Consider the following 18,617-nt stretch of genomic DNA (forward strand, 5'->3'; position numbering starts at 1 on the left):
CCCCCCGGCCATTGCGCATAGTCCGCCCGCGAAACGGAGGTTCGGTCGATGGCGAATGGCGTAAACCGGGTCGTGCTCGCGTTTTCGGGCGGGCTCGACACGAGCGTGATCCTGAAATGGCTGCAGCAGACCTATGACTGCGAGGTGGTGACCTTCACCGCGGACCTCGGCCAGGGCGAGGAGCTGGAACCGGCGCGGCAGAAGGCGCTGCTGATGGGCGTGAAGCCCGAGCATATCTTCATCGACGATCTGCGCGACGAATTTGTCCGCGACTATGTCTTCCCGATGATGCGCGCGAACGCGGTCTATGAGGGCCAGTATCTGCTCGGCACGTCGATCGCGCGGCCGCTGATCGCGAAGCGCCAGATCGAGATTGCGAGGGCCGTCGGCGCCGATACCGTATCGCACGGCGCCACCGGCAAGGGCAACGACCAGGTGCGTTTCGAGCTCGGCTATTACGCGCTCGCGCCCGACATCAAGGTGATCGCGCCGTGGCGCGAATGGGACCTGACCAGCCGCACCCGGCTGATCGAGTTCGCGGAAGCGCACCAGATCCCGATTCCGCGGGACAAGCGCGGCGAGGCGCCGTTCTCGACGGACGCGAACCTGCTCCACACCTCGTCCGAAGGCAAAGTGCTTGAGGACCCGTGGGAGGAAGTGCCCGATTACGTTTATTCGCGCACCGTCAACCCGGAGGATGCGCCCGACACGCCCGAATACATCACGATCGATTTCGAACATGGCGATCCGGTCGCGGTGAACGGCGAGGCGCTCGGGCCGGCGGCACTGCTGGAGAAGCTGAACGACTATGGCCGCAAGCACGGCATCGGCCGCCTCGATCTGGTCGAGAATCGCTTCGTCGGCATGAAGTCGCGCGGCATGTACGAAACGCCGGGCGGTACCATCATACACCTGGCCCATCGCGGCATCGAGCAGTTGACGCTCGATCGCGGCGCGACCCGGCTGAAGGACGAGATGATGCCGCATTATGCGGCGCTGGTGTATAACGGCTTCTGGTTCTCGCCAGAGCGCGAGATGCTGCAGGCGGCCATCGACCACAGCCAGAAGAACGTGACCGGCACCGTCCGGCTGAAGCTCTACAAGGGTTCGGCCTGGGTGGTCGGCCGCAAGGCGGACGTAAAGTTTAATCTCTATTCGACCGACATCGTCACCTTCGAGGACGATATGGGTGCCTATGACCAGCGCGACGCCGAAGGCTTCATCAAGCTGAACGCGCTGCGGCTGCGCCTGCTGGGTCGGCGGGATCGGTAAATCAGCCCCTCTCCCGGAGCGGGTGAGGGGCTGCTAAAGCGCGACCGAATGACCCCCGCCCGGCCGGCGCCGACCCTCTCGCTTGCTCTCGTCCTGACCGTGCTGATGACGGCGTGGTGGGCAGCGCTCGGGCGCGCCGACCTGGCGGCGCTGCGGCTGCCCGAACCCGACGACATGATGCGGCTCGCGCAAATCCGCGACTGGATCGACGGGCAGGCGTTCGGCGACCTCACCCAGGCACGGCTGGGACCGCCGGGCGGCACCGCGATGCATTGGTCGCGGCTTCCGGACCTGGTGCCGGCGCTGGTGATCCGCCTGCTGTCGCCGCTGATGGGTTCGGCGCGCGCGGAGATCGCGGCAGTGATCTTCTGGCCGGAGCTTCTCTTCTTCTTCCACCTGCTCCTTTCGGGGGCGCTTGCGAAGCGCCATGGCGCCGAGGGCGCCGCGCTGCCGGCCATCGCGCTCGCCGCACTCGCCTTCCCGGCAGTCGCGCTGTTCATGCCCGGCCGCATCGATCATCACGGCCTCCAGCTGGTGCTGGTCGAGGCGATGGCGCTCGCGCTGCTCGACCGGCGTACGTTTCTTGCCGGGGCCGTCGCGGGGGCCAGCCTGCTGATCGGAGTCGAGACGGCGCCCGTCATCGTCGCGGCGATGCTGTGGCTCGCTGCCATGTGGGCAGGCGAACGGCGGCCGGTCGGTGGCTTCGGCCTTGGCCTGGTCACGGCGGCAATTACGGGTCTCGCGTTGCTGCGCCCGGATGTCTGGCCCGCCGATCGCTGCGACGGCTTCACCCGGCCGTTGTTCGCCGCGATGCTGATCGCGGGCGCTGGATGGCTGCTGCTCGCGGCTTCCGGGAAGCATCCGCAGGAACGGCGCTGGCGCCTCGGTGCGGCAGCGGCGGTGGCGGTGCTGGCCGCGGCCGCGCTATGGCTCGTCGCGCCGGCCTGCATCGGCCATCCTTATAGCGCCACCGATCCGCTGATCGCGCGGATATGGCCGGACCATGCCGGCGAATATGGCGGATTGCTGCGCCAGCCGATCGGCCGCGCGGTCGCTTTCCTGGGGCTTCCCCTGATTGCCCTGGCAGCGGCGATCCTGTTCGTGGCGCGCGACCGCGATCGCCGTACCAACTGGTTGCTGCTTGCGGCGATGATTGCCGTCGCGGTCGCAACCATGCTGGTGCAGCTGCGCGGCGCCTGGTTCGCCGCCGCATTGGCCGCGCCGGTGCTGGGGCAATGGGTGGACCGGGCAGGCCGGCATGGTCTCGCACTGCTCACGGCCGTGTGGCTGCTCTCGGCCGGGCTGGTGTGGCAGACGCTCGGGACTGTCTTGGATGCTCGTCCCGATCCCGCTGCAGCGGGTTGCACCAGCCGGGAGACGCTGGCGGGACTCGAACGCCTCGACGTCGGCACCTTCGCCGCGCCGATGGAGCTGAGCGCCTATCTCCTCGGCGGCACCGGGCACCGTAGTCTGGGCGGGCCCTACCACCGCGACGTCGACGGCAATCGCGCCCTGGCCGAATTCTTCCTCTCGACGCCGGACGAGGCGCGCTATCAGGCAAGCCTCTGGACGATCGACTATGTGGCCTTGTGCCCGACGCCCACCGGCGGCTTGCCGCCGGCGCTGCTGCGGCAAGGCGGCCTTGCCGCGCATCTGCTGAACGGCGCCGTGCCCGAATGGCTGGAGCCGGTCTCGCTGATCGGCAGCGACCTGCTCGTCTGGCGCGTCCGCGGCATTGCCGCTCCCGGCGCGCGGCCCTAAGGGAAGCTATGCCCGGGCGGGGGGATTTTCTCGACAGACGGTGGACGGTCGCGCTGCTGGCGATGGCGGCGGCGATCCCGCTGGTCTGGCCGCCGATCCCGCCGCTTGTCGACCTGCTCGGCCATATGGGCCGGTTCCGGGTGCAGACGGCGATCGACGACGTGCCTTCGCTCGCCGCCGCCTACAGCTTTCATTGGACGCTGCTGGGCAATCTGGGCGTCGACCTGCTGATCGTGCCGATGGCGAAGCTGTTCGGCGTGGAACTCGGCACCAAGCTGATCGTGCTGGCGATCCCGCCGCTGATGGTTGCCGGCATGTTGTGGGTTGCGCGGGAAGGCCATGGCCGCGTGCCGCCGACCGCCCTGTTCGCGCTGCCGCTCGCCTACGGCTACCCGTTCCAGTTCGGCTTCATCAATTTCGCGCTGTCGGCCGCGCTCGCCTTTCCGCTGCTCGCGCTCTGGATGCGGCTCGGGCGGCAAGGGCGTACGCGCTTGCGCGCCGCGATGTTCGTGCCGCTGTCATGCCTGTTGTGGCTGACCCACATGGTCGGCTGGGGTTTGCTGGGCCTGGCGGCGTTCGGGACCGAGTTGGTGCGCAGGCACCGCGGCGGCGAGCCGATCCTGGGCGCCGCATTTCGCGCTGCGCTCGCCTGCCTGGCGCTCGCCTTGCCTGCATTGCCGACGGTGCTGCTCCGCAGCGATGCGCCGCAGGCGATCAGCTTCGATTGGTTCCACTGGGAAGCGAAGTGGTTCTGGATCGAATCGCTGCTGCGCGACCGCTGGCGGACGTTCGATGTCTTCTCCGCTCACCTGATCCTGCTGGTCATCGCCATCGCCGCGATCCGCCGGAAGATGGATGCGCTGCTTGCGGTTCCGGCGCTGCTTTGCCTCGGTGCCTTCATCGTGATGCCGCGGGTGGCGATGGGCTCTGCCTATGCCGACATGCGGCTGCTGCCCTTCACCTGCGCGCTGGCGCTGCTCGCGATCCGCAGCGAGGCGCGGTGGATCGCGGCCGCCGGCCTGACCTTCTTCGTCGTAAGGCTGGCGGCGACCACGACGAGTTTCCTGGCCTATGACCGCAGCTATGGCGACGAGCTTCGCGCGCTCGATCATCTGCCGCGCGGCGCGTCGGTGCTGTCGATGGTGATCCGGCCCTGCGGCAATGTGTGGTCGACTGCGCGGCTCGATCATCTGCCCGCGATGGCGATCGTGCGACGGGACGCCTTTTCGAACGACCAATGGGTGATGGAAGGCGCGCAGGCGCTGAAGGTGATCAAGCCCGGCGTGGGCCGATACGGCAGCGATCCGTCGCAGTTGGTCTATCCGAAGGGCTGCAACGAAGGCTCCGATCTCAACCGGGCGATGAGAGAGTTCAACCGCGCCGCCTTCGACCATGTCTGGATCATCGACCAGCCCGCCGGTTTTGTTGCGCCGCCGGACCTGCATCCGATATGGACCAACGGCAACTCCGTGCTCTACCGCGTCGGCGGCTGATCCTCGAAGGCGCCGAGCCGGTCGCGAACGACATAGAGCGGCCGTCCCTTCACCTCGGTGAAAATGCGCCCGACATATTCGCCGAGCACGCCCAGCGACAGCAACTGCACGCCGCCCAGCAACAGCACGAACACCAGCAGCGATGCATAGCCCGGCACCTCGATGCCGAAGATCAGGGTGCGGGCGACGATGATCGCGGCGTAGATCATCGAAAGGGCGGCGATCGCCCCGCCGACATAGCTCCAGACCCGAAGCGGCACGGTCGAGGACGACGCGATACCGTCGAGTGCCAGCGTCCACAGCTTCCAGAAGCGGAACTTCGTCTCGCCCACGTCGCGCGGGCTGCGGTCATACTCGACGGCGGTCTGGCGGAAGCCGGCCCAGGAAAACAGGCCCTTCATGAAGCGGTTGCGCTCCGGCATCCGCCGGATCACGTCGACCACGACGCGGTCGAGCAGACGGAAGTCGCCGGCGTGCGGCGGGATCTTGTCCTCCGACATGAAATTGTGCGTGAGATAGTAAAGATGCGCGGTCGCGCGCTTCGAGAAGGTGTCCGTCGCCCGGCTGCGGCGGATGCCGTAGACGACCTGATAGCCCTCCCGCCACCGCGCCAGCATCTCGGGAATCGCTTCGGGCGAGTCCTGCAGGTCCACGTCGATCGGGATGATCGCGCGCCCGCGGGCATAATCGAGCCCGGCCGACAGCGCGGCCTCCTTGCCGAAATTGCGGGAGAGCGAGAGCGCCTGGATGCGGGACTCCGATGCGCGCATCGCCTGGATGGCCGCCCATGTATGGTCGGTGCTGCCGTCGTCGACGAACAGGATTTCCCAGCCTGTGCCCGCGGCCGCGCCGAAATATTCGGTCTCGAGGATCGGCACGACCCGCTTCAGGAATGGCTCGATCCCATCCTGCTCGTCCTTGACGGGAACGAGGATGGTCAGCTCCGGCGCGGTCACGAGAAGACCCATTGGCGGTTGAGCGAGAAGGTCAGAAGCGGGGTCACGAACACGATCGGGATCACCGGCCACCATTCGGGCCCGCCCAGATATTCGACCAGCAGCCAGACGAAGGCCTGGTTCGCGAGGAAGCCGATCGTGTTCACGGTCAGGAACCTGAGCGTGCGCGTCACCTGCCCGTCGCGCGAGCCATGGTCCTTGAAGCTCCAGTGGCTGTGCAGGAGATAGCCGATGCCGCTGATCACGATGAAGCTGATCGTCATCGCCAGGTTGGGCTGAATCTGTCCCCAGGTCGCGAGCGCCAGATAGCCGCCCGCGCAGCCGATCGTCAGCACAATGCCGCTGATCGCGAACCGGACCAGCTGGCCGAGCAGGCGGCGATGATGGTCCTCGACGGGAAGCCGTGAAAGCATGAAGAACCTTAGCGCCTGGCGATGGCGAGCAGCGATACCCCGGTCGGCAGCGGCAGGCGGCCGACCAGGTGGCGCTCTAGGCCGAAAATCGTTTCGAACAGCTTGTTGACCGGCGCCGGCGGCAATGCGTCGTCGCTGCTCTGCTTGCCGGTGGCTTTGCCGACCAGCCGCGCAGCCGCCGCGAGAGGAAAGAGCAGGCTGTTGAACGGGCTGAGCAGATCGACGCGCAGGCCGGCACCTTCGATCGCCTGGCGCAGGCCGCGCGCGGTATAGCGCCGCTTATGGTGATGGACCACGTCATGGGCAGTCCACATCCAGGGATGCATCGGCACGGTGACGAGGATGCGCCCGTCAGGCTTCAGCTTGTCCGCCATTCCCTTCAGCGACGCCCGGTCCTCGTCGACATGCTCGACGACGTCCAGCGCGGCGACGAGGTCGTAGGCCCCGTCTTCAATGCCGGCCAGCTCGGGCAACCGGGAATCGAGGATCGGCCGGCCGGATCGCCGCTCAGCCAATGCGCGGGCCGGGGCGTCCAGCTCGACGCCGTCCACTTGGCCGAACCGGCCGAGCATCGCGAGATTGTGGCCGGTGCCGCAACCCACTTCCAGGATGCGAGCCGGCGCCGGCAACGGGATTTCGCGGCGGATCACATCGGCCAGAATGTCGCGCCGGGCGCGGTACCACCAATGGCGCTCGTCGAGTTCAGCCATCCGGTCGAAGACCGCTCGTTCCACGCGCTTCTCGCTCTCACACCTTGTTCGCGAGCGGTCCTAATGCCAACGGGGGCAAATGGAAACAGGCGCGGGCGGGGCGGAGCGGGCGAACGCGGCGGGAGACTTGCTCGCGCGGCACTGGCGATCGGTCACGGTCGCCATCTGGCTCGCGGCCTGCGTGTGGCTGCTGTGGCAGCGCTGGGGCGGCATCCACTGGTTCTCGCTCGGCGACACCGACGACAATATGCGGATCAGCCAGGTTCGCGCCTGGCTGAACGGGCAGGGCTGGTACGATCTTCGCCAGTACAAGCTGAACCCGCCCCAGGGCTTCGACATCCACTGGTCGCGACTGGTCGACCTGCCGATCGCCGGCATCATCCTGCTGGTGCGGCCATTCTTCGGCGGCAGGATCGCCGAGCAGGCCGCGGTCGCGATCGCGCCCCTGATTCCGCTGCTGCTGGCCCTGGTGGCGGCGGCGCTCACCGCGCGGCGGCTGATCCATCCGCGCGCCTATCTGGTCGCGTGCGGCATGGTGCTGTGCTGCCAGGTCGCGCTCGACATGTTCCGGCCGCTCCGGATCGACCATCACGGCTGGCAGCTTGCTTTCCTGATGCTGACGATCGCGGGTCTGGCCGATCCCGAGCGCGTGCGTGGCGGCATCACGGTCGGCATTGCCAGCGCGCTGTCGCTGGCGATCGGGCTCGAGCTGTTGCCGTACATCGCCGTCGCCGGCAGCTCGATCGCGCTGCGCTGGATCTGGCGCCAGGAAGCGAAGCCGCGCCTGGTCTCCTATGCCGTCTCGTTCGCGGCAGCCTCCGCGCTCGCGTTCGCGGTCTTCGCTTCCTATGCGAACCGTGCGCCGGTCTGCGACGCGTTGTCCCCGGTGTGGCTGTCGACGATCCTGGTGGGCTGCGCCGGGCTGATGCTGCTGAGCCAGATCGACCCCGCGCGGTGGCCGGCGCGGCTGCTCTGGGCGCTGGGCGCGGGCGCGGTCGCCACGGGCTTCTACTGGTTCACCTGGCCGCATTGCCGCGGCCGGCTGGAGGGCGTCTCGCCGGAGCTCTACAAGCTGTGGCTGTCGAACGTGCGCGAGGCGCGCCCGATCTACATGCAGAATGCGGAGACGATCATCGCCGCGCTGACAGTGCCGACGATCGGCCTGATCGGCGCCGGCTGGGCGATCTGGCGCGCGCGCCGCGACGAGGCGGTCTATTGCTGGTCCTCGATCGTCGTGCTGTCGCTGTTCTCGGTCGGCATGCTGTTCTGGCAGGTGCGCGCGGGCCCGGCGGCACAGCTGATCGGCGTCACCGGCGCTGCGTTCCTCGGCTGGCACCTGATCGCCTGGTTCGCGGCGTCGAAGCGGATGCCGGTGCGGGTATTCGGCATCGTCGGCGCGTTCCTGCTCGTATCCGGCATCGCCAGCTATGGCGTGTTCCCGCTGCTGCCCAAGGAGCAGAAGAAGGACAAGGCGTTCTGGGACAAGGTGGAGCGCGCGAACCGCACCTGCCCGACCCTGCCTTCGCTGCACCCGATCGCGCTGCTGCCGCCGGCGACGGTGATGACGTTCGTCGACCTCGGGCCGCGGCTGATCACCGTCACCCACCACAAGGCGATCGCCGGCCCGTATCACCGCAACCAGCAGGCGATCCTGGACATCCACCACGCGTTCGACGGGCCACCGGAGCAGGCGCGGGCGATCGCCAAGCGGCACGGAGCGACCTTGCTGCTGGTCTGCCCCTATATGTCCGAATCCACGCTCTACCGCTCGCGCAGCCCCAAGGGATTCTATGCCCAGCTGGAGCGCGGCAAGCGCTTCCCATGGCTGGAGCCGGTGCCGCTGCCCAAGGGCTCGCCCTATTGGTTGTGGCGCATCAAGTGAGGCTGGCGCGAATGCCGTCGATGACGAACTGCACGGCGAGCGCCGCCAGGATCACGCCCAGCACGCGCGTGATCATCGCCTCCAGCCGGTAGCCGAGCAGCCGCATCAGCGGCCCGGCGAGCAGCAGCGCCAGCAGGGTCAGCAGCAGCACCAGCGCCAGCGCGGCGAGCACCACCAGGTCTTCGGCGATGCCATGGCCGCGCGACATCAGCAGCATCGCCGAGGCAATCGAGCCGGGCCCGGCGATCATCGGGATGCCCATCGGAAAAATCGAGATGTCCTCGTGCGAGGGCCTGGCCTTCACGTCCTCGGCCCGGTGCTCGCGCCGCTCCTGCCGCTTCTCGAACACCATCTCCAGCGCGATCAGGAACAGCATGATGCCGCCGGCGATGCGGAACGCGTCGAGGCTGATGCCCAGGGCGTGCAGGAACGCTTCGCCGAAGATCGCGAAGGCGAGCAGGATCAGGCCGGCGACGACGCTGGAGCGGATCGCCATCGCGCGGCGATGCTGCGGCGTCGCGCCCGCGGTCAGGCTGGCGAAGATCGGCGCGCAGCCGGGCGGGTCGATCACCACGAACAAGGTCGCGAACGCGGCGATGAAGAGATCGATCATAGCCCTTCGGGCACCGGCACCCGCTCCCGCCGGCAGGCGGAGACCAGGGTGTTCCTGAGCAGCACCGCGATCGTCATCGGGCCGACGCCCTTGGGCACCGGCGTAATCGCGGCGGCGACGGGGAGCGCTTCATCGAAGGCGACGTCGCCGACCAGGCGGGTCTTGCCCGGCTCGTCGGCGGGCACGCGGTTGATGCCGACGTCGATCACGGTCGCGCCCGGCTTCAACCAGTCGCCGCGGATCATGCGCGGGCGGCCGACCGCGGCGACGACGATGTCGGCGCGGCCGACGATCGCGGGCAGGTCGCGGGTGCGGCTATGGGCGATAGTGACGGTGCAATTCTCCTTGAGCAGCAGCTGCGCCATCGGCTTGCCGACGATGTTCGAACGGCCGACCACCACCGCGTCGAGGCCTGACAGGTCGCCCAGCCGGTCCTTCAGCAGCATGATGCAGCCGAGCGGCGTGCAGGGAACGAAGCCGTGCAGCCCGCTCGCCAGCCGCCCCACATTGACCGGGTTGAAGCCGTCGACGTCCTTGTCCGGGTCGATTGTCGCGATCACCGCATTCTCGTTGATCTGGGCCGGCAGCGGCAGCTGCACGAGAATGCCGTCGACCGAAGGATCGGCATTGAGCTCACGCACCAACGCCAGCAGGTCGGCCTGCGACGTCTCGGCCGGCAATTTGTGCTCGATCGAGACCATGCCGGCCTCCGCGGTCGCGCGCCCCTTGTTGCGGACATAGACCTGGCTGGCTGGGTCCTCGCCGACCAGCACCACGGCGAGCCCGGGCGCGCGGCCGGTGCGTTCGCGAAAGGCCGCGACGCCCTCCGCCACGCGGGCGCGCAATCCGGCGGCGAAGCCGGCGCCGTCGATGATCGCGGCCGTGCTCACACCAGGCATGCGCTGACCAGCAGCCGCGGCATGAAGACGCGATCGATGATGGTCAGGGCCAGCAGAACGACCAGCGGCGACAGGTCGAGCGCGCCCAGGTCGGGCATGATCCGGCGGATCGGCCGGTAGAGCGGCGCCGTCATCCGGTCGAGCGCGACCCAGACCGAGCGGACGAAGTCATTGTAGGTGTTGATGACGTTGAAGGCGATCAGCCAGGACATGATCGCCTGGATGATGATGATCCACCAGATCGCGGTCAGGAGAATTTGGATGATCTGAGCGATCGCGCACATGGGGTCCTCGAAGTGATTTGCCGCCGGGATAGCCGAAGCCGGGGTGTGTTGCCAGCATCAGACTCTGACGAGAGTGCCGACGCCGGCGCGCGTGAAGATTTCCAGCAGCACGGCATGCTGCACCCGCCCGTCGAGAATCACCGCCGCGTCGACGCCATTCTCGACTGCGTTGAGGCAGGTTTCGAGCTTCGGGATCATGCCGCCGCTGATCGTGCCGTCGGCGCGCAGCCGGGTGATGTCGGCCGGCGTGAGGTCGGTCAGCAGGTCGCCCTGCTTGTCCAGCACGCCCGCCACGTCGGTCAGCAGGAACAGGCGCGCGGCGCCCAGCGCGGCGGCGATCGCGCCGGCCATAGTGTCGGCGTTGATATTGTAGGTCTCCCCGTCGGCGCCGATGCCGATCGGGGCGATCACCGGGATCATGCCGGCGATCTCCAGATGATCGATCAGCGTGCGGTCGACCGCCACCGGCTCGCCGACGAAGCCCAGGTCGACCTCGGTTTCCTCGTCGCGCTCCGCGTCGTAAACCCGGTGCTCGAGCTTGCGGGCCTGGACCAGCCGGCCGTCCTTGCCCGAGATGCCGACCGCCTTGCCGCCCGCCTGGCCGATATGGGCCACGATTTCCTTGTTGATCGCGCCCGACAGGACCATTTCGGCCACATCGGCAGTCTGTTCGTCGGTGACGCGCAGGCCGGACACGAACTCCGACTTCACGCCCAGCTTGCTGAGCATCGATCCGATCTGCGGGCCGCCGCCGTGGACGACGACCGGATTGATGCCGACCGCCTTCAGCAGCACCACGTCCTCGGCAAAGCTGGCCGCCGCGGCCGGGTCGCTCATCGCATGCCCGCCATATTTCACGACGAAGGTCTGGCCGGCATAGCGCTGCATATAGGGCAGCGCCTCGATCAATATGTCGGCACGGGCGATCAGGTTGGTAGGATCGTACATCGGTCGAACTCGCATCCGGCCCTAACGGTCGAGCCGCCGGCCAAGGCCCACGAACAGGTAGATCAGCGCCGGCACCAGCACCGCCGAGAGCACAACCTTCGCCAGCATCTGGCCGAGCAGCAGCTCGCCGATCGGGAACACGCCGAGGAACGCGATCGTGACGAACAGCAAGGTGTCGACGATCTGGCTGAGGATCGAGGCGATACCGGCGCGGAGCCAGAGGAGGTGCGCGCCCTCGCGCCCCTTCAGCCACGAAAAGAGCGTGACGTTCAGCGTCTGCGACACGCCATAGGCGACGATGCCGCCGACCCAGATCCGCCAGGTTCCGCCCATCATCAGCTGGAACGCGTCGCGCCGCGCCGGGTCCATGTCGGGGGCGGGCGGCAGCGCGTACACGATCATCGACAGCAGCAGCGAGACGATCAGCGGAATGAAGCCGATCTGCACCAGCCGGTTGGCGCGGGTGCGTCCGTGCAGCTCCGCGACCGCGCTGGACGTGACGACCAGCAGCAGGAAGGCGAAGATGCCCGCCTCCACCGCCAGCGGCCCCAATGCGACCTGCTTGTTGCCGAGCACGCCCGCGATGCAGACCATGCCGCCGTAGAAGATCGAGAAGGCGAAGAGGGACGGCGGGATGGCGCCGGTTCGCGCGGAGGGTTCGAGCATGTGCGGCGGTTAGCGGCTTTGGGGGAAGCGCGAAAGAGTTTAGCCCCGCGCCGTCACCCCGGCGCTGAGCCGGGGCCCATCTTCTCCTCCCGAGCGCGAGAAGGAAGGTGGGGCCCGGGTCAAGCCCGGGATGACGATCAACGATCCACGCCCTTCGTCTTTCCCCATTGCCGGGCCGCGGTGTAGCCGAGATAGCCGGTGCCGAAGAGCATGTAGAGCGGCTCGGGGATGCCGTTCAGATAGGCAGTCATGCCGGCGGCGATGTGGCCGGCCGCCTCGGGCGCGGCGGCGGCGATCAGCCCCATCGGGATGGACCACAGCAGCAGCGCGTACATCACATAGAGGAAGCTCGGGCGCGCGCGGCTGGTCCAGGGATCGGCCGACTGAGCTTCGGCGACGATCGCGGACAGCTGGGTCTGCAGCGTCTGCAGGTCCTGCGTGCCCTGTAGCTTCAGCAGCTCCAGCTTGGCGGCGTCGCGTGCTTTGGGATCGGGGATGATCTTGTCGATCAGGCCGGCGATCGGGCCGACCAGCGATTCGATGAGAGGCATGGGTATCTCCAAAGGTAACAAAATTGACGGCACGTAGCGCAAAAAATCTAACCGACCCGGTTCGCAAGCCAGCCGTAGAGGAATGCCTCGTTGGCCGGGCGGCTTTCGGCGAGGCGCAGATAGCGCTCCCCCTGCAGCGCCTCGATCGCCTTCAGCAGCACCGTTTCGCCCGTGCGTCCGCGGCGACGAAGGAAGCCGTCGAGCGCGGCCAGCGTGGCGGGGCCGATCCGGCCGTCGACCGCGATGTCGGCATAGTCGCGGGCGCCGCGATTGAGCGCGTTCAGCGCGCGCTGGAGGAAAGCGGCTGCGACCTTTGGGCCCATGTTCGCGCCGGTGTCGAACAATTCGGCGGCGATGGAGGGCGCGCGTTCGCCGACGGCGTCGAAGCGCGGCCGTGTCCAGTAGAGGCGGCGATAAATGGCCGCGGCGGTGTCGCGCGGCAGGTGCCGCATGGCGCCGTCATAGCCGTTCGCGCGCGCGACCGTCTCGGTGATCCCGAATCGCGTCGGCCCGCCGCGATCGGCGGGGTGATCGGCATAGCCGCCTTCGCGCTCGATCAGCGCGTCGATGAGGGAGTCGATGTCCATTGGCTGCTGCTCCTGTGTCCTTGCGACTCGGGAACATAACCAAATAGGTTACGTGTAGGACAGCGAAAAACTCCTCCCCTGCTGCGCAGGGGAGGGGGACCACGCGAAGCGTGGTGGAGGGGCGGCGCGAGCGCCGTCAGAGCTTGGGAAGTAGGGAGGCGTTGACCGCGCCTGCGGCGCGGCCCCTCCACCACTCGGCTCCGCCGAGCGGTCCCCCTCCCCTCGCGTTGCGAGGGGAGGACCGAAATGGTCGGGGCGACTGGATTCGAACCAGCGACCCCCACACCCCCAGTGTGATGCGCTACCAGGCTGCGCTACGCCCCGACCTTGGCTTCGCTGGAGCGCTGCTCCGGCGGAAGGCGCGGACTTATGGCGGAAGGCCGCGGAAGGCAAGGCTCTCCTCCCTGATGGTTCGATGCGGAAGGATCGGATGTTCTTCTTCGTGAGCTTCGTGCTCTGGTGCGAGCCAGATTATCTTCGCACGAAGATCACAAAGGGCACGAAGGAAGAGAAAGAAGAAGCTGGTTTCCCGCTTTCGCGGGAAGGCAGCGGGGCGGCCCAGACAAGCGAATGCCCGGACCGTTTCCGACCCGGGCACCCGCGTGACGTTGCCGTCAGCCCCCTTGAAAGCCGTCTCTCAACGCCTGGGCCTGCTCCCCTTCAAGAGGCCCTGCGGAGCGACTGCTCTCCCCGAACCACGGCCATTTTCAACAGCCTGCGCTTCGAATGAGGGAAGGCTATGTCAGCTTTCCGAAAGAGTCATGCCCGTTTATCTCAGGTTCATGTAAATTGCGCGAACCTGTGGCTTCGGCGCAACACGCCTGCTTGCGGCGCTCTCGGCGGCAGCCTAGACGCAAGTCCCGTTTCCGAATTGGTTCCACGAAAAATGATCCTGTCGCGCTATGAGCGGATGATCGCCAGACGCTATCTGCTGCCGGGCAAGGGCGAGGCGTTCATCGCGCTGGTCGCCTCGATCAGCCTGGTTGCGGTGATGCTGGGCGTCGCCGCGCTGGTGATCGTGATGAGCGTGATGAACGGCTTTCGCGCCGAGCTGTTCGACAAGGTGGTGGGGCTGAACGGCCATGCCGTGATCCAGGGCTATGGCGGCCGGTTGCCCGGCTGGCGCGACGTGCTGGAGGAAGCGCGCAAGACGCCCGGCGTGGTCTCGGCAACCCCGCTGATCGAGCAGCCGCTGATGGTGACCTACCAGGGCCGCGTCGAAGGCGTGCTCGCGCGCGGCATGCGGGTCCAGGACATCCGCAACAATCCGGTGCTGGACGGCAAGGTGATCGACGGCGACCTGAAGGCGCTGACGCCGGGCAGCGGCAATGTCGCGGTCGGTGCCAGGCTGGCCGACATGCTGGGCGCGCGGGTCGGCGATTCGATCAGCCTGATCAGCCCCGACGGCCAGACCACGCCGTTCGGCACGGTGCCGCGAATCGTGGCCTACCGGGTCGCGGCGATCTTCGAGGTCGGCGTCTATGACTATGACAAGGCGTTCGTGATCATGCCGATCGAGGATGCGCAGACGCTGCTGATGCTGGGCGACGCGGTCGGCATGGTGACGGTGCAGACGACCGATCCCGACCATGTGGCCGAAATCCTTCACCCGCTGGTCAACAAGGTGGGCAGCCAGGGCATGATCACAGACTGGCGGCAGATGAATGCGTCGCTGTTCGAGGCGCTGCAGGTGGAACGGGTGGCGATGTTCGTGGTGCTGTCGATCATCGTGCTGGTCGCCGTGTTCAACATCCTGTCGTCGCTGATCATGCTGGTGCGCGCGAAGACACGCGACATCGCGATCCTGCGGACGATGGGCGCGACCCGCGCCGGCCTGATCAAGGTGTTCGTGACGATCGGCGTTACGATCGGCGCGCTCGGCATCGTCGCCGGGTTGATCCTGGGTGCGGTGTTCCTGTTCTACCGCCAGGCGGTGGTCAATTTCGTGCAGTTGGTGACGGGGCAGAATCTGTGGGACCCGTCGATCCGCTTCCTGACCGAGCTGCCGGCCAAGACCGACCCGGTCGAGGTGACCGCGATCGTGCTGATGGCGTTGTTCCTGAGCTTCCTCGCGACGCTGTATCCCGCGTTCAAGGCGGCGAGCACCGACCCGGTGCAGGTGCTGCGCTATGAATGAGCCGGTGCTGGCCACCCAAGGCCTGACGCGATCCTTCACGCAAGGGGACGCGACGATCGAGGTGCTGCGCGGCGTCGACCTGGGCGTGGCGCCGGGCGAGATCGTCGCGCTGCTGGGGCCGAGCGGCTCCGGCAAGTCGACCTTGCTGCAGGCGGTCGGCCTGCTGGAGGGCGGGTTCGGCGGCTCGATCCGGATCGGCGGCGAGGAAGTCTCCCGGCTCGACAACGACGCGCGCACCACGGTGCGCCGCGACCGGATCGGCTTCGTCTATCAATTCCACCACCTGCTGCCCGACTTCAGCGCCGCCGAGAATGTGGTGCTGCCGCAGCTGATCCGCGGCGCCGAGCCGGGCGATGCGCGGACCCGGGCGGAAGCGCTGCTCGGCGCGCTGGGCTTGGGCCACCGGCTGACGCATCGCCCGAGCCAGCTCTCTGGCGGCGAGCAGCAGCGCGTCGCCGTCGCCCGCGCGCTCGCCAACCGGCCGGCGCTGGTGCTGGCCGACGAGCCCACCGGCAATCTCGACGAGGCGACCGCGGACGTGGTGTTCGATGAGTTCCTGCGGCTGGTCCGGGGCGAAGGGTCGGCGGCATTGGTCGCGACCCATAACGAGCGGCTGGCGCTGCGGATGGACCGGGTGTTGCGGCTCCACGAAGGCCGGCTGGAATAGGAGGCGACGCAATGGCGACGGTAACCGATTTCGACGTCACGGCGCCGGATGGCGGCACCGAGTCGCTCGGCGCCTACCAGGGCAAGGTCCTGCTGATCGTGAACGTCGCCAGCAAATGCGGCTTCACGCCCCAATATGCGGGGCTGGAGGCGCTCCACCGCAAATACAAGGACCAGGGTTTCGCGGTGCTCGGCTTTCCCTGCAACCAATTCGGCCAGCAGGAACCCGGAAATGCGGAAGAGATCGCGTCCTTCTGCTCGTTGAACTACGACGTGACCTTTCCGATCTTCGCGAAGATCGACGTGAATGGACCCGAGGCTGATCCGCTCTACGAGCATTTGAAGAAGGAAGCGCCCGGGGTAATGGGCCTGACGTCGATCAAGTGGAACTTCACAAAGTTCCTTGTCGATCGCGGCGGCAACGTCGCCCATCGTTACGGGCCGACGACCAAGCCTCAGGACATCGAACGCGACATTCAACGTTTACTTTGAACGGCCCACCATAATTTCTGTTGCGTCGAATCCGAAGGTTCCGCGTTGTGTGGGCGGGATCAACGGAAAACGAGGTAACCGATGGAGCTCTGGGGCGGCCATGAATGCACGGTCAATCGGGTCGAGGACCGCTTTTGCGACCAGAGCCGGCTGACCGGACACGACGACCGCATCGAGGATCTGCAGCTCTTCGCCCAACTGGGCATCCGGCGCCTGCGCTACCCGGTGCTGTGGGAGCGGGCCGGACCCGAACGGCCGGGGGACTATGATTTCAGCTGGAGCGACGCGCGGCTGGCCGAGCTCCGGCGGCTCGGCATCAGCCCGATCGTCGGGCTGCTGCACCACGGCAGCGGCCCGCATTACACGAGCCTGGTCGATCCCGACATGCCGCGCCTGTTCGCCGACTATGCGGCCGCGGTGGCCGAACGCTACCCGTGGGTCGAGGACTGGACGCCGGTCAACGAGCCGCTGACGACCGCGCGGTTCGCAGGCCTCTACGGCCATTGGTATCCGCACGGGCAGGACGAGGCGCTATTCCTGACCGCCCTGGTCACGCAAGTCGAGGCGACGATCGCGGCGATGCGGGCGATCCGGCGGGTGAACCCTGCGGCGCGGCTGGTGCAGACCGATGATCTGGGCGACACCTATGCGACGCCGGAGCTCGCCGGCGTGGCCGAGCACTACAATCATCGCCGCTGGCTCGGCTTTGACCTGCTCACAGGCCGCGTCGATGAAGCGCATTACTTCTGGCCGGCGATCGAGACGGCGGGCCTGGCGCCGCGGGTGCGCGCGATCGTCGCCGATCCCTGCCCGCCCGACGTGATCGGCGTGAACCACTATATCACCAGCGACCGCTTTCTCGACCATCGGCTGGAACGCTATCCCGACCTGGTGAAGCCGGCGGTCGGGTTCCACGACTTCACCGCCGCGCGGGTGATGGACCCGCCGCCGCCGGGACTCGAATCGGTGCTGCGCCAGGCGTGGGAGCGCTACGAGCGTCCGCTCGCCGTCACCGAAAGCCATCTCGGCTGCACGCGCGAGGAGCAGATGCGCTGGCTGGTCGAGAGCTGGGCGACCTGCGAGCGGCTGGCCGGGGAGGGCGTGGACATTCGCGCGCTGACCGCCTGGGCGCTCTTGGGCAATTACGACTGGTGCAGCCTGCTGACGGTTCCGGCCAACCATTATGAAGGCGGCGTGTTCGACGTGCGGTCGGGCACCCCGCGGCCGACCGCGCTCGCGCGCGTGCTGAAGGCACTCGGCGGCGACGCAGAGGCCCGGGCCTGGACCGAGCGGCACCCAACGCTCGGCCGCCGCGGCTGGTGGCGGCGCGACGTGCGGCTGGAGCACGCGCCCTATGTCTGGACCGAAAGGCAGCCCGAGATGGATGATCGCGGCGGACCGCCGATCCTCGTCACCGGCGCGAGCGGCACGCTGGGGCGGGCGATCGCGCGCGCGTGCCGGCTGCGCGGGCTCGATCATGTGCTGACCGACCGCGCCGCCTGCGCGATCGACGATCCGCGCTCGATCGCGGCGGCGCTGGACGAGCACCAGCCCTGGGCGGTCATCAACGCTGCCGGCTGGGTCCGCGTCGACGATGCCGAGGACGCGCGCGAGGCCTGCTTCCGCGCCAATGCCGACGGCGCTGCGCTGATGGCGGCGGCCTGTGCGGAACGCGGCCTTCGCTACGCCGTCTTCTCGTCGGACCTGGTGTTCGATGGCGCCAAGAACGACGCCTATCTGGAAGACGACGCGCCGAAGCCGCTGAACGTCTATGGCGCGAGCAAGGCGGCCGGCGAGGAGCGGGTGCTCGCTGCTCTGCCGGAGGCGCTGGTGGTGCGCACCGCGGCCTTCTTCTCGCCGTTCGATGCTTATAATTTCGCGGTCTGGGTCGAGCGCGAGCTGCGCCAGGGGCGGCCGGTCGACGCGGCCGAAGGCTTCATCGTAACGCCGACCTTCGTTCCCGATCTCGTCCATGCCAGCCTCGATCTGCTGATCGACGAGGAGAAAGGCATCTGGCACCTGACCAACCAGGAACCGGTCAGCTGGTTCGACTTCGGCCGGCGCGTCGCCGATGCGCTCGACCTCGACGCGCGGCTGGTGCGGCCGGCCCGGCCAGCGGATCTCGGCTGGCGTGCGCGGCGACCGGCCTATGTGCCGCTCGGTTCCCGCTACGGGCAGCTGCTGCCGAAGCTGGAGGATGCGCTCGCCCGCCACCGCGCGCGCCGGACGGCGGAAGCGGCCTAGGATCGACGGGCGGCCTAGGTTTGCAGGGAAAGCGGGGATAACC

General features: G+C 67.7%; 19 protein-coding genes and 1 tRNA gene. 9 read left to right on the forward strand and 11 right to left on the reverse strand.

The genetic code is table 11. The annotated features are described in order from the left end of the window. Positions 1-48: 48 nt before the first annotated feature. Genes GON01_RS03825 through GON01_RS03835 form a run of 3 tightly spaced genes read left to right on the forward strand, consistent with a single transcriptional unit; the run spans position 49 to position 4,526 of the window. Complete coding sequence (locus tag GON01_RS03825; protein ID WP_157026056.1) at positions 49-1,272, forward strand: argininosuccinate synthase; 1,224 nt, start codon at positions 49-51, stop codon at positions 1,270-1,272. Positions 1,273-1,320: 48 nt separating this feature from the next. Beyond that, entirely contained in the window at positions 1,321-3,033 is a 1,713-nt protein-coding gene (locus tag GON01_RS03830; RefSeq protein WP_157026057.1) for a hypothetical protein, read from the forward strand. Positions 3,034-3,041: 8 nt separating this feature from the next. Further along, a complete protein-coding gene (locus GON01_RS03835) occupies positions 3,042-4,526 on the forward strand; it encodes a hypothetical protein (protein WP_157026058.1) in 1,485 nt (494 codons plus the stop codon). Here GON01_RS03835 and GON01_RS03840 read toward each other — a convergent pair. From GON01_RS03840 to GON01_RS03850, 3 genes are read right to left on the reverse strand one after another with little or no spacing between them, the layout of a single operon-like run. Beyond that, positions 4,508-5,494 (reverse strand): glycosyltransferase family 2 protein, encoded by a 987-nt coding sequence (locus GON01_RS03840; protein ID WP_157026059.1) that lies wholly within the window; start codon positions 5,492-5,494, stop codon positions 4,508-4,510. The genes GON01_RS03835 and GON01_RS03840 overlap by 19 nt on opposite strands. Beyond that, on the reverse strand, positions 5,479-5,895 hold the full coding sequence (locus tag GON01_RS03845; protein ID WP_157026060.1) for a GtrA family protein: 417 nt from the start codon (positions 5,893-5,895) through the stop codon (positions 5,479-5,481). The genes GON01_RS03840 and GON01_RS03845 overlap by 16 nt, the downstream gene beginning before the upstream one ends. An 8-nt stretch (positions 5,896-5,903) precedes the next feature. Beyond that, on the reverse strand, positions 5,904-6,629 hold the full coding sequence (locus GON01_RS03850; protein ID WP_181599876.1) for a class I SAM-dependent methyltransferase: 726 nt from the start codon (positions 6,627-6,629) through the stop codon (positions 5,904-5,906). Positions 6,630-6,684: 55 nt separating this feature from the next. On the opposite strand from GON01_RS03850, the gene GON01_RS03855 reads away from it, so the two are divergent. Further along, the gene (locus GON01_RS03855) at positions 6,685-8,487 is read left to right on the forward strand and encodes an AcrB/AcrD/AcrF family protein (RefSeq protein WP_157026061.1); all 1,803 of its coding nucleotides are present in this window, start codon (positions 6,685-6,687) and stop codon (positions 8,485-8,487) included. Here GON01_RS03855 and GON01_RS03860 read toward each other — a convergent pair. The 8 genes from GON01_RS03860 to GON01_RS03895 all read right to left on the reverse strand — a co-directional run bounded on the left by GON01_RS03860 (position 8,480) and on the right by GON01_RS03895 (position 13,359). Next, positions 8,480-9,100 carry a MarC family protein gene (locus tag GON01_RS03860; RefSeq protein ID WP_157026062.1) on the reverse strand — a complete coding sequence of 207 codons (621 nt, stop codon included), beginning with the start codon at positions 9,098-9,100 and terminating at the stop codon, positions 8,480-8,482. The two genes, GON01_RS03855 and GON01_RS03860, sit on opposite strands and share 8 nt — an antisense overlap. After that, positions 9,097-9,999: a bifunctional methylenetetrahydrofolate dehydrogenase/methenyltetrahydrofolate cyclohydrolase FolD gene (gene folD, locus GON01_RS03865; protein ID WP_157026063.1), complete on the reverse strand. Its 903-nt coding sequence runs from the start codon at positions 9,997-9,999 to the stop codon at positions 9,097-9,099. Before folD ends, GON01_RS03860 begins: the two co-directional genes overlap by 4 nt. Further along, positions 9,987-10,283, reverse strand: coding sequence for a YggT family protein (locus tag GON01_RS03870; RefSeq protein ID WP_157026064.1), 297 nt, complete (start codon positions 10,281-10,283; stop codon positions 9,987-9,989). The genes folD and GON01_RS03870 overlap by 13 nt, the downstream gene beginning before the upstream one ends. 57 nt (positions 10,284-10,340) lie before the next feature. After that, positions 10,341-11,231: an acetylglutamate kinase gene (gene argB, locus GON01_RS03875; protein ID WP_232328649.1), complete on the reverse strand. Its 891-nt coding sequence runs from the start codon at positions 11,229-11,231 to the stop codon at positions 10,341-10,343. A gap of 21 nt (positions 11,232-11,252) precedes the next feature. Continuing rightward, the gene (locus tag GON01_RS03880) at positions 11,253-11,897 is read right to left on the reverse strand and encodes a queuosine precursor transporter (protein WP_157026066.1); all 645 of its coding nucleotides are present in this window, start codon (positions 11,895-11,897) and stop codon (positions 11,253-11,255) included. Between the two features lie 137 nt (positions 11,898-12,034). After that, positions 12,035-12,448, reverse strand: a complete 414-nt coding sequence (locus GON01_RS03885; RefSeq protein WP_157026067.1) for a holin family protein — start codon at positions 12,446-12,448, stop codon at positions 12,035-12,037. Positions 12,449-12,495: 47 nt separating this feature from the next. Further along, positions 12,496-13,035, reverse strand: a complete 540-nt coding sequence (locus GON01_RS03890; protein ID WP_157026068.1) for a glycoside hydrolase family 108 protein — start codon at positions 13,033-13,035, stop codon at positions 12,496-12,498. A 247-nt stretch (positions 13,036-13,282) separates the two neighbouring features. Then, a tRNA-Pro gene (locus tag GON01_RS03895) sits at positions 13,283-13,359 on the reverse strand. Between the two features lie 106 nt (positions 13,360-13,465). Between GON01_RS03895 and GON01_RS16560 the strand changes: the two genes are divergently transcribed. The 5 genes from GON01_RS16560 to GON01_RS03915 all read left to right on the forward strand — a co-directional run bounded on the left by GON01_RS16560 (position 13,466) and on the right by GON01_RS03915 (position 18,574). Continuing rightward, complete coding sequence (locus GON01_RS16560) at positions 13,466-13,765, forward strand: hypothetical protein (protein WP_181599877.1); 300 nt, start codon at positions 13,466-13,468, stop codon at positions 13,763-13,765. Between the two features lie 156 nt (positions 13,766-13,921). Next, positions 13,922-15,172 (forward strand): lipoprotein-releasing ABC transporter permease subunit, encoded by a 1,251-nt coding sequence (locus GON01_RS03900; RefSeq protein WP_157026069.1) that lies wholly within the window; start codon positions 13,922-13,924, stop codon positions 15,170-15,172. Next, complete coding sequence (locus GON01_RS03905) at positions 15,165-15,839, forward strand: ABC transporter ATP-binding protein (RefSeq protein ID WP_157026070.1); 675 nt, start codon at positions 15,165-15,167, stop codon at positions 15,837-15,839. The genes GON01_RS03900 and GON01_RS03905 overlap by 8 nt, the downstream gene beginning before the upstream one ends. An 11-nt stretch (positions 15,840-15,850) precedes the next feature. After that, entirely contained in the window at positions 15,851-16,330 is a 480-nt protein-coding gene (locus GON01_RS03910) for a glutathione peroxidase (protein ID WP_157026071.1), read from the forward strand. A gap of 81 nt (positions 16,331-16,411) precedes the next feature. Further along, a complete protein-coding gene (locus tag GON01_RS03915; protein ID WP_157026072.1) occupies positions 16,412-18,574 on the forward strand; it encodes a family 1 glycosylhydrolase in 2,163 nt (720 codons plus the stop codon). Positions 18,575-18,617: the final 43 nt, after the last annotated feature.

The organism is Sphingomonas horti, assembly GCF_009753715.1.
Taxonomy (GTDB): domain Bacteria; phylum Pseudomonadota; class Alphaproteobacteria; order Sphingomonadales; family Sphingomonadaceae; genus Sphingomonas_B; species Sphingomonas_B horti.

Coding starts and splice junctions, on each gene's coding strand:
- GON01_RS03825 (WP_157026056.1), top strand. CDS start 49: ATGGCGAATGGCGTAAACCGGGTCGTGCTCGCGTTTTCGGGCGGGCTC.
- GON01_RS03830 (WP_157026057.1), top strand. CDS start 1,321: ATGACCCCCGCCCGGCCGGCGCCGACCCTCTCGCTTGCTCTCGTCCTG.
- GON01_RS03835 (WP_157026058.1), top strand. CDS start 3,042: ATGCCCGGGCGGGGGGATTTTCTCGACAGACGGTGGACGGTCGCGCTG.
- GON01_RS03840 (WP_157026059.1), bottom strand. CDS start 5,494: ATGGGTCTTCTCGTGACCGCGCCGGAGCTGACCATCCTCGTTCCCGTC.
- GON01_RS03845 (WP_157026060.1), bottom strand. CDS start 5,895: ATGCTTTCACGGCTTCCCGTCGAGGACCATCATCGCCGCCTGCTCGGC.
- GON01_RS03855 (WP_157026061.1), top strand. CDS start 6,685: ATGGAAACAGGCGCGGGCGGGGCGGAGCGGGCGAACGCGGCGGGAGAC.
- GON01_RS03860 (WP_157026062.1), bottom strand. CDS start 9,100: ATGATCGATCTCTTCATCGCCGCGTTCGCGACCTTGTTCGTGGTGATC.
- folD (WP_157026063.1), bottom strand. CDS start 9,999: ATGCCTGGTGTGAGCACGGCCGCGATCATCGACGGCGCCGGCTTCGCC.
- GON01_RS03870 (WP_157026064.1), bottom strand. CDS start 10,283: ATGTGCGCGATCGCTCAGATCATCCAAATTCTCCTGACCGCGATCTGG.
- argB (WP_232328649.1), bottom strand. CDS start 11,231: ATGTACGATCCTACCAACCTGATCGCCCGTGCCGACATATTGATCGAG.
- GON01_RS03880 (WP_157026066.1), bottom strand. CDS start 11,897: ATGCTCGAACCCTCCGCGCGAACCGGCGCCATCCCGCCGTCCCTCTTC.
- GON01_RS03885 (WP_157026067.1), bottom strand. CDS start 12,448: ATGCCTCTCATCGAATCGCTGGTCGGCCCGATCGCCGGCCTGATCGAC.
- GON01_RS03890 (WP_157026068.1), bottom strand. CDS start 13,035: ATGGACATCGACTCCCTCATCGACGCGCTGATCGAGCGCGAAGGCGGC.
- GON01_RS16560 (WP_181599877.1), top strand. CDS start 13,466: ATGTTCTTCTTCGTGAGCTTCGTGCTCTGGTGCGAGCCAGATTATCTT.
- GON01_RS03900 (WP_157026069.1), top strand. CDS start 13,922: ATGATCCTGTCGCGCTATGAGCGGATGATCGCCAGACGCTATCTGCTG.
- GON01_RS03905 (WP_157026070.1), top strand. CDS start 15,165: ATGAATGAGCCGGTGCTGGCCACCCAAGGCCTGACGCGATCCTTCACG.
- GON01_RS03910 (WP_157026071.1), top strand. CDS start 15,851: ATGGCGACGGTAACCGATTTCGACGTCACGGCGCCGGATGGCGGCACC.
- GON01_RS03915 (WP_157026072.1), top strand. CDS start 16,412: ATGGAGCTCTGGGGCGGCCATGAATGCACGGTCAATCGGGTCGAGGAC.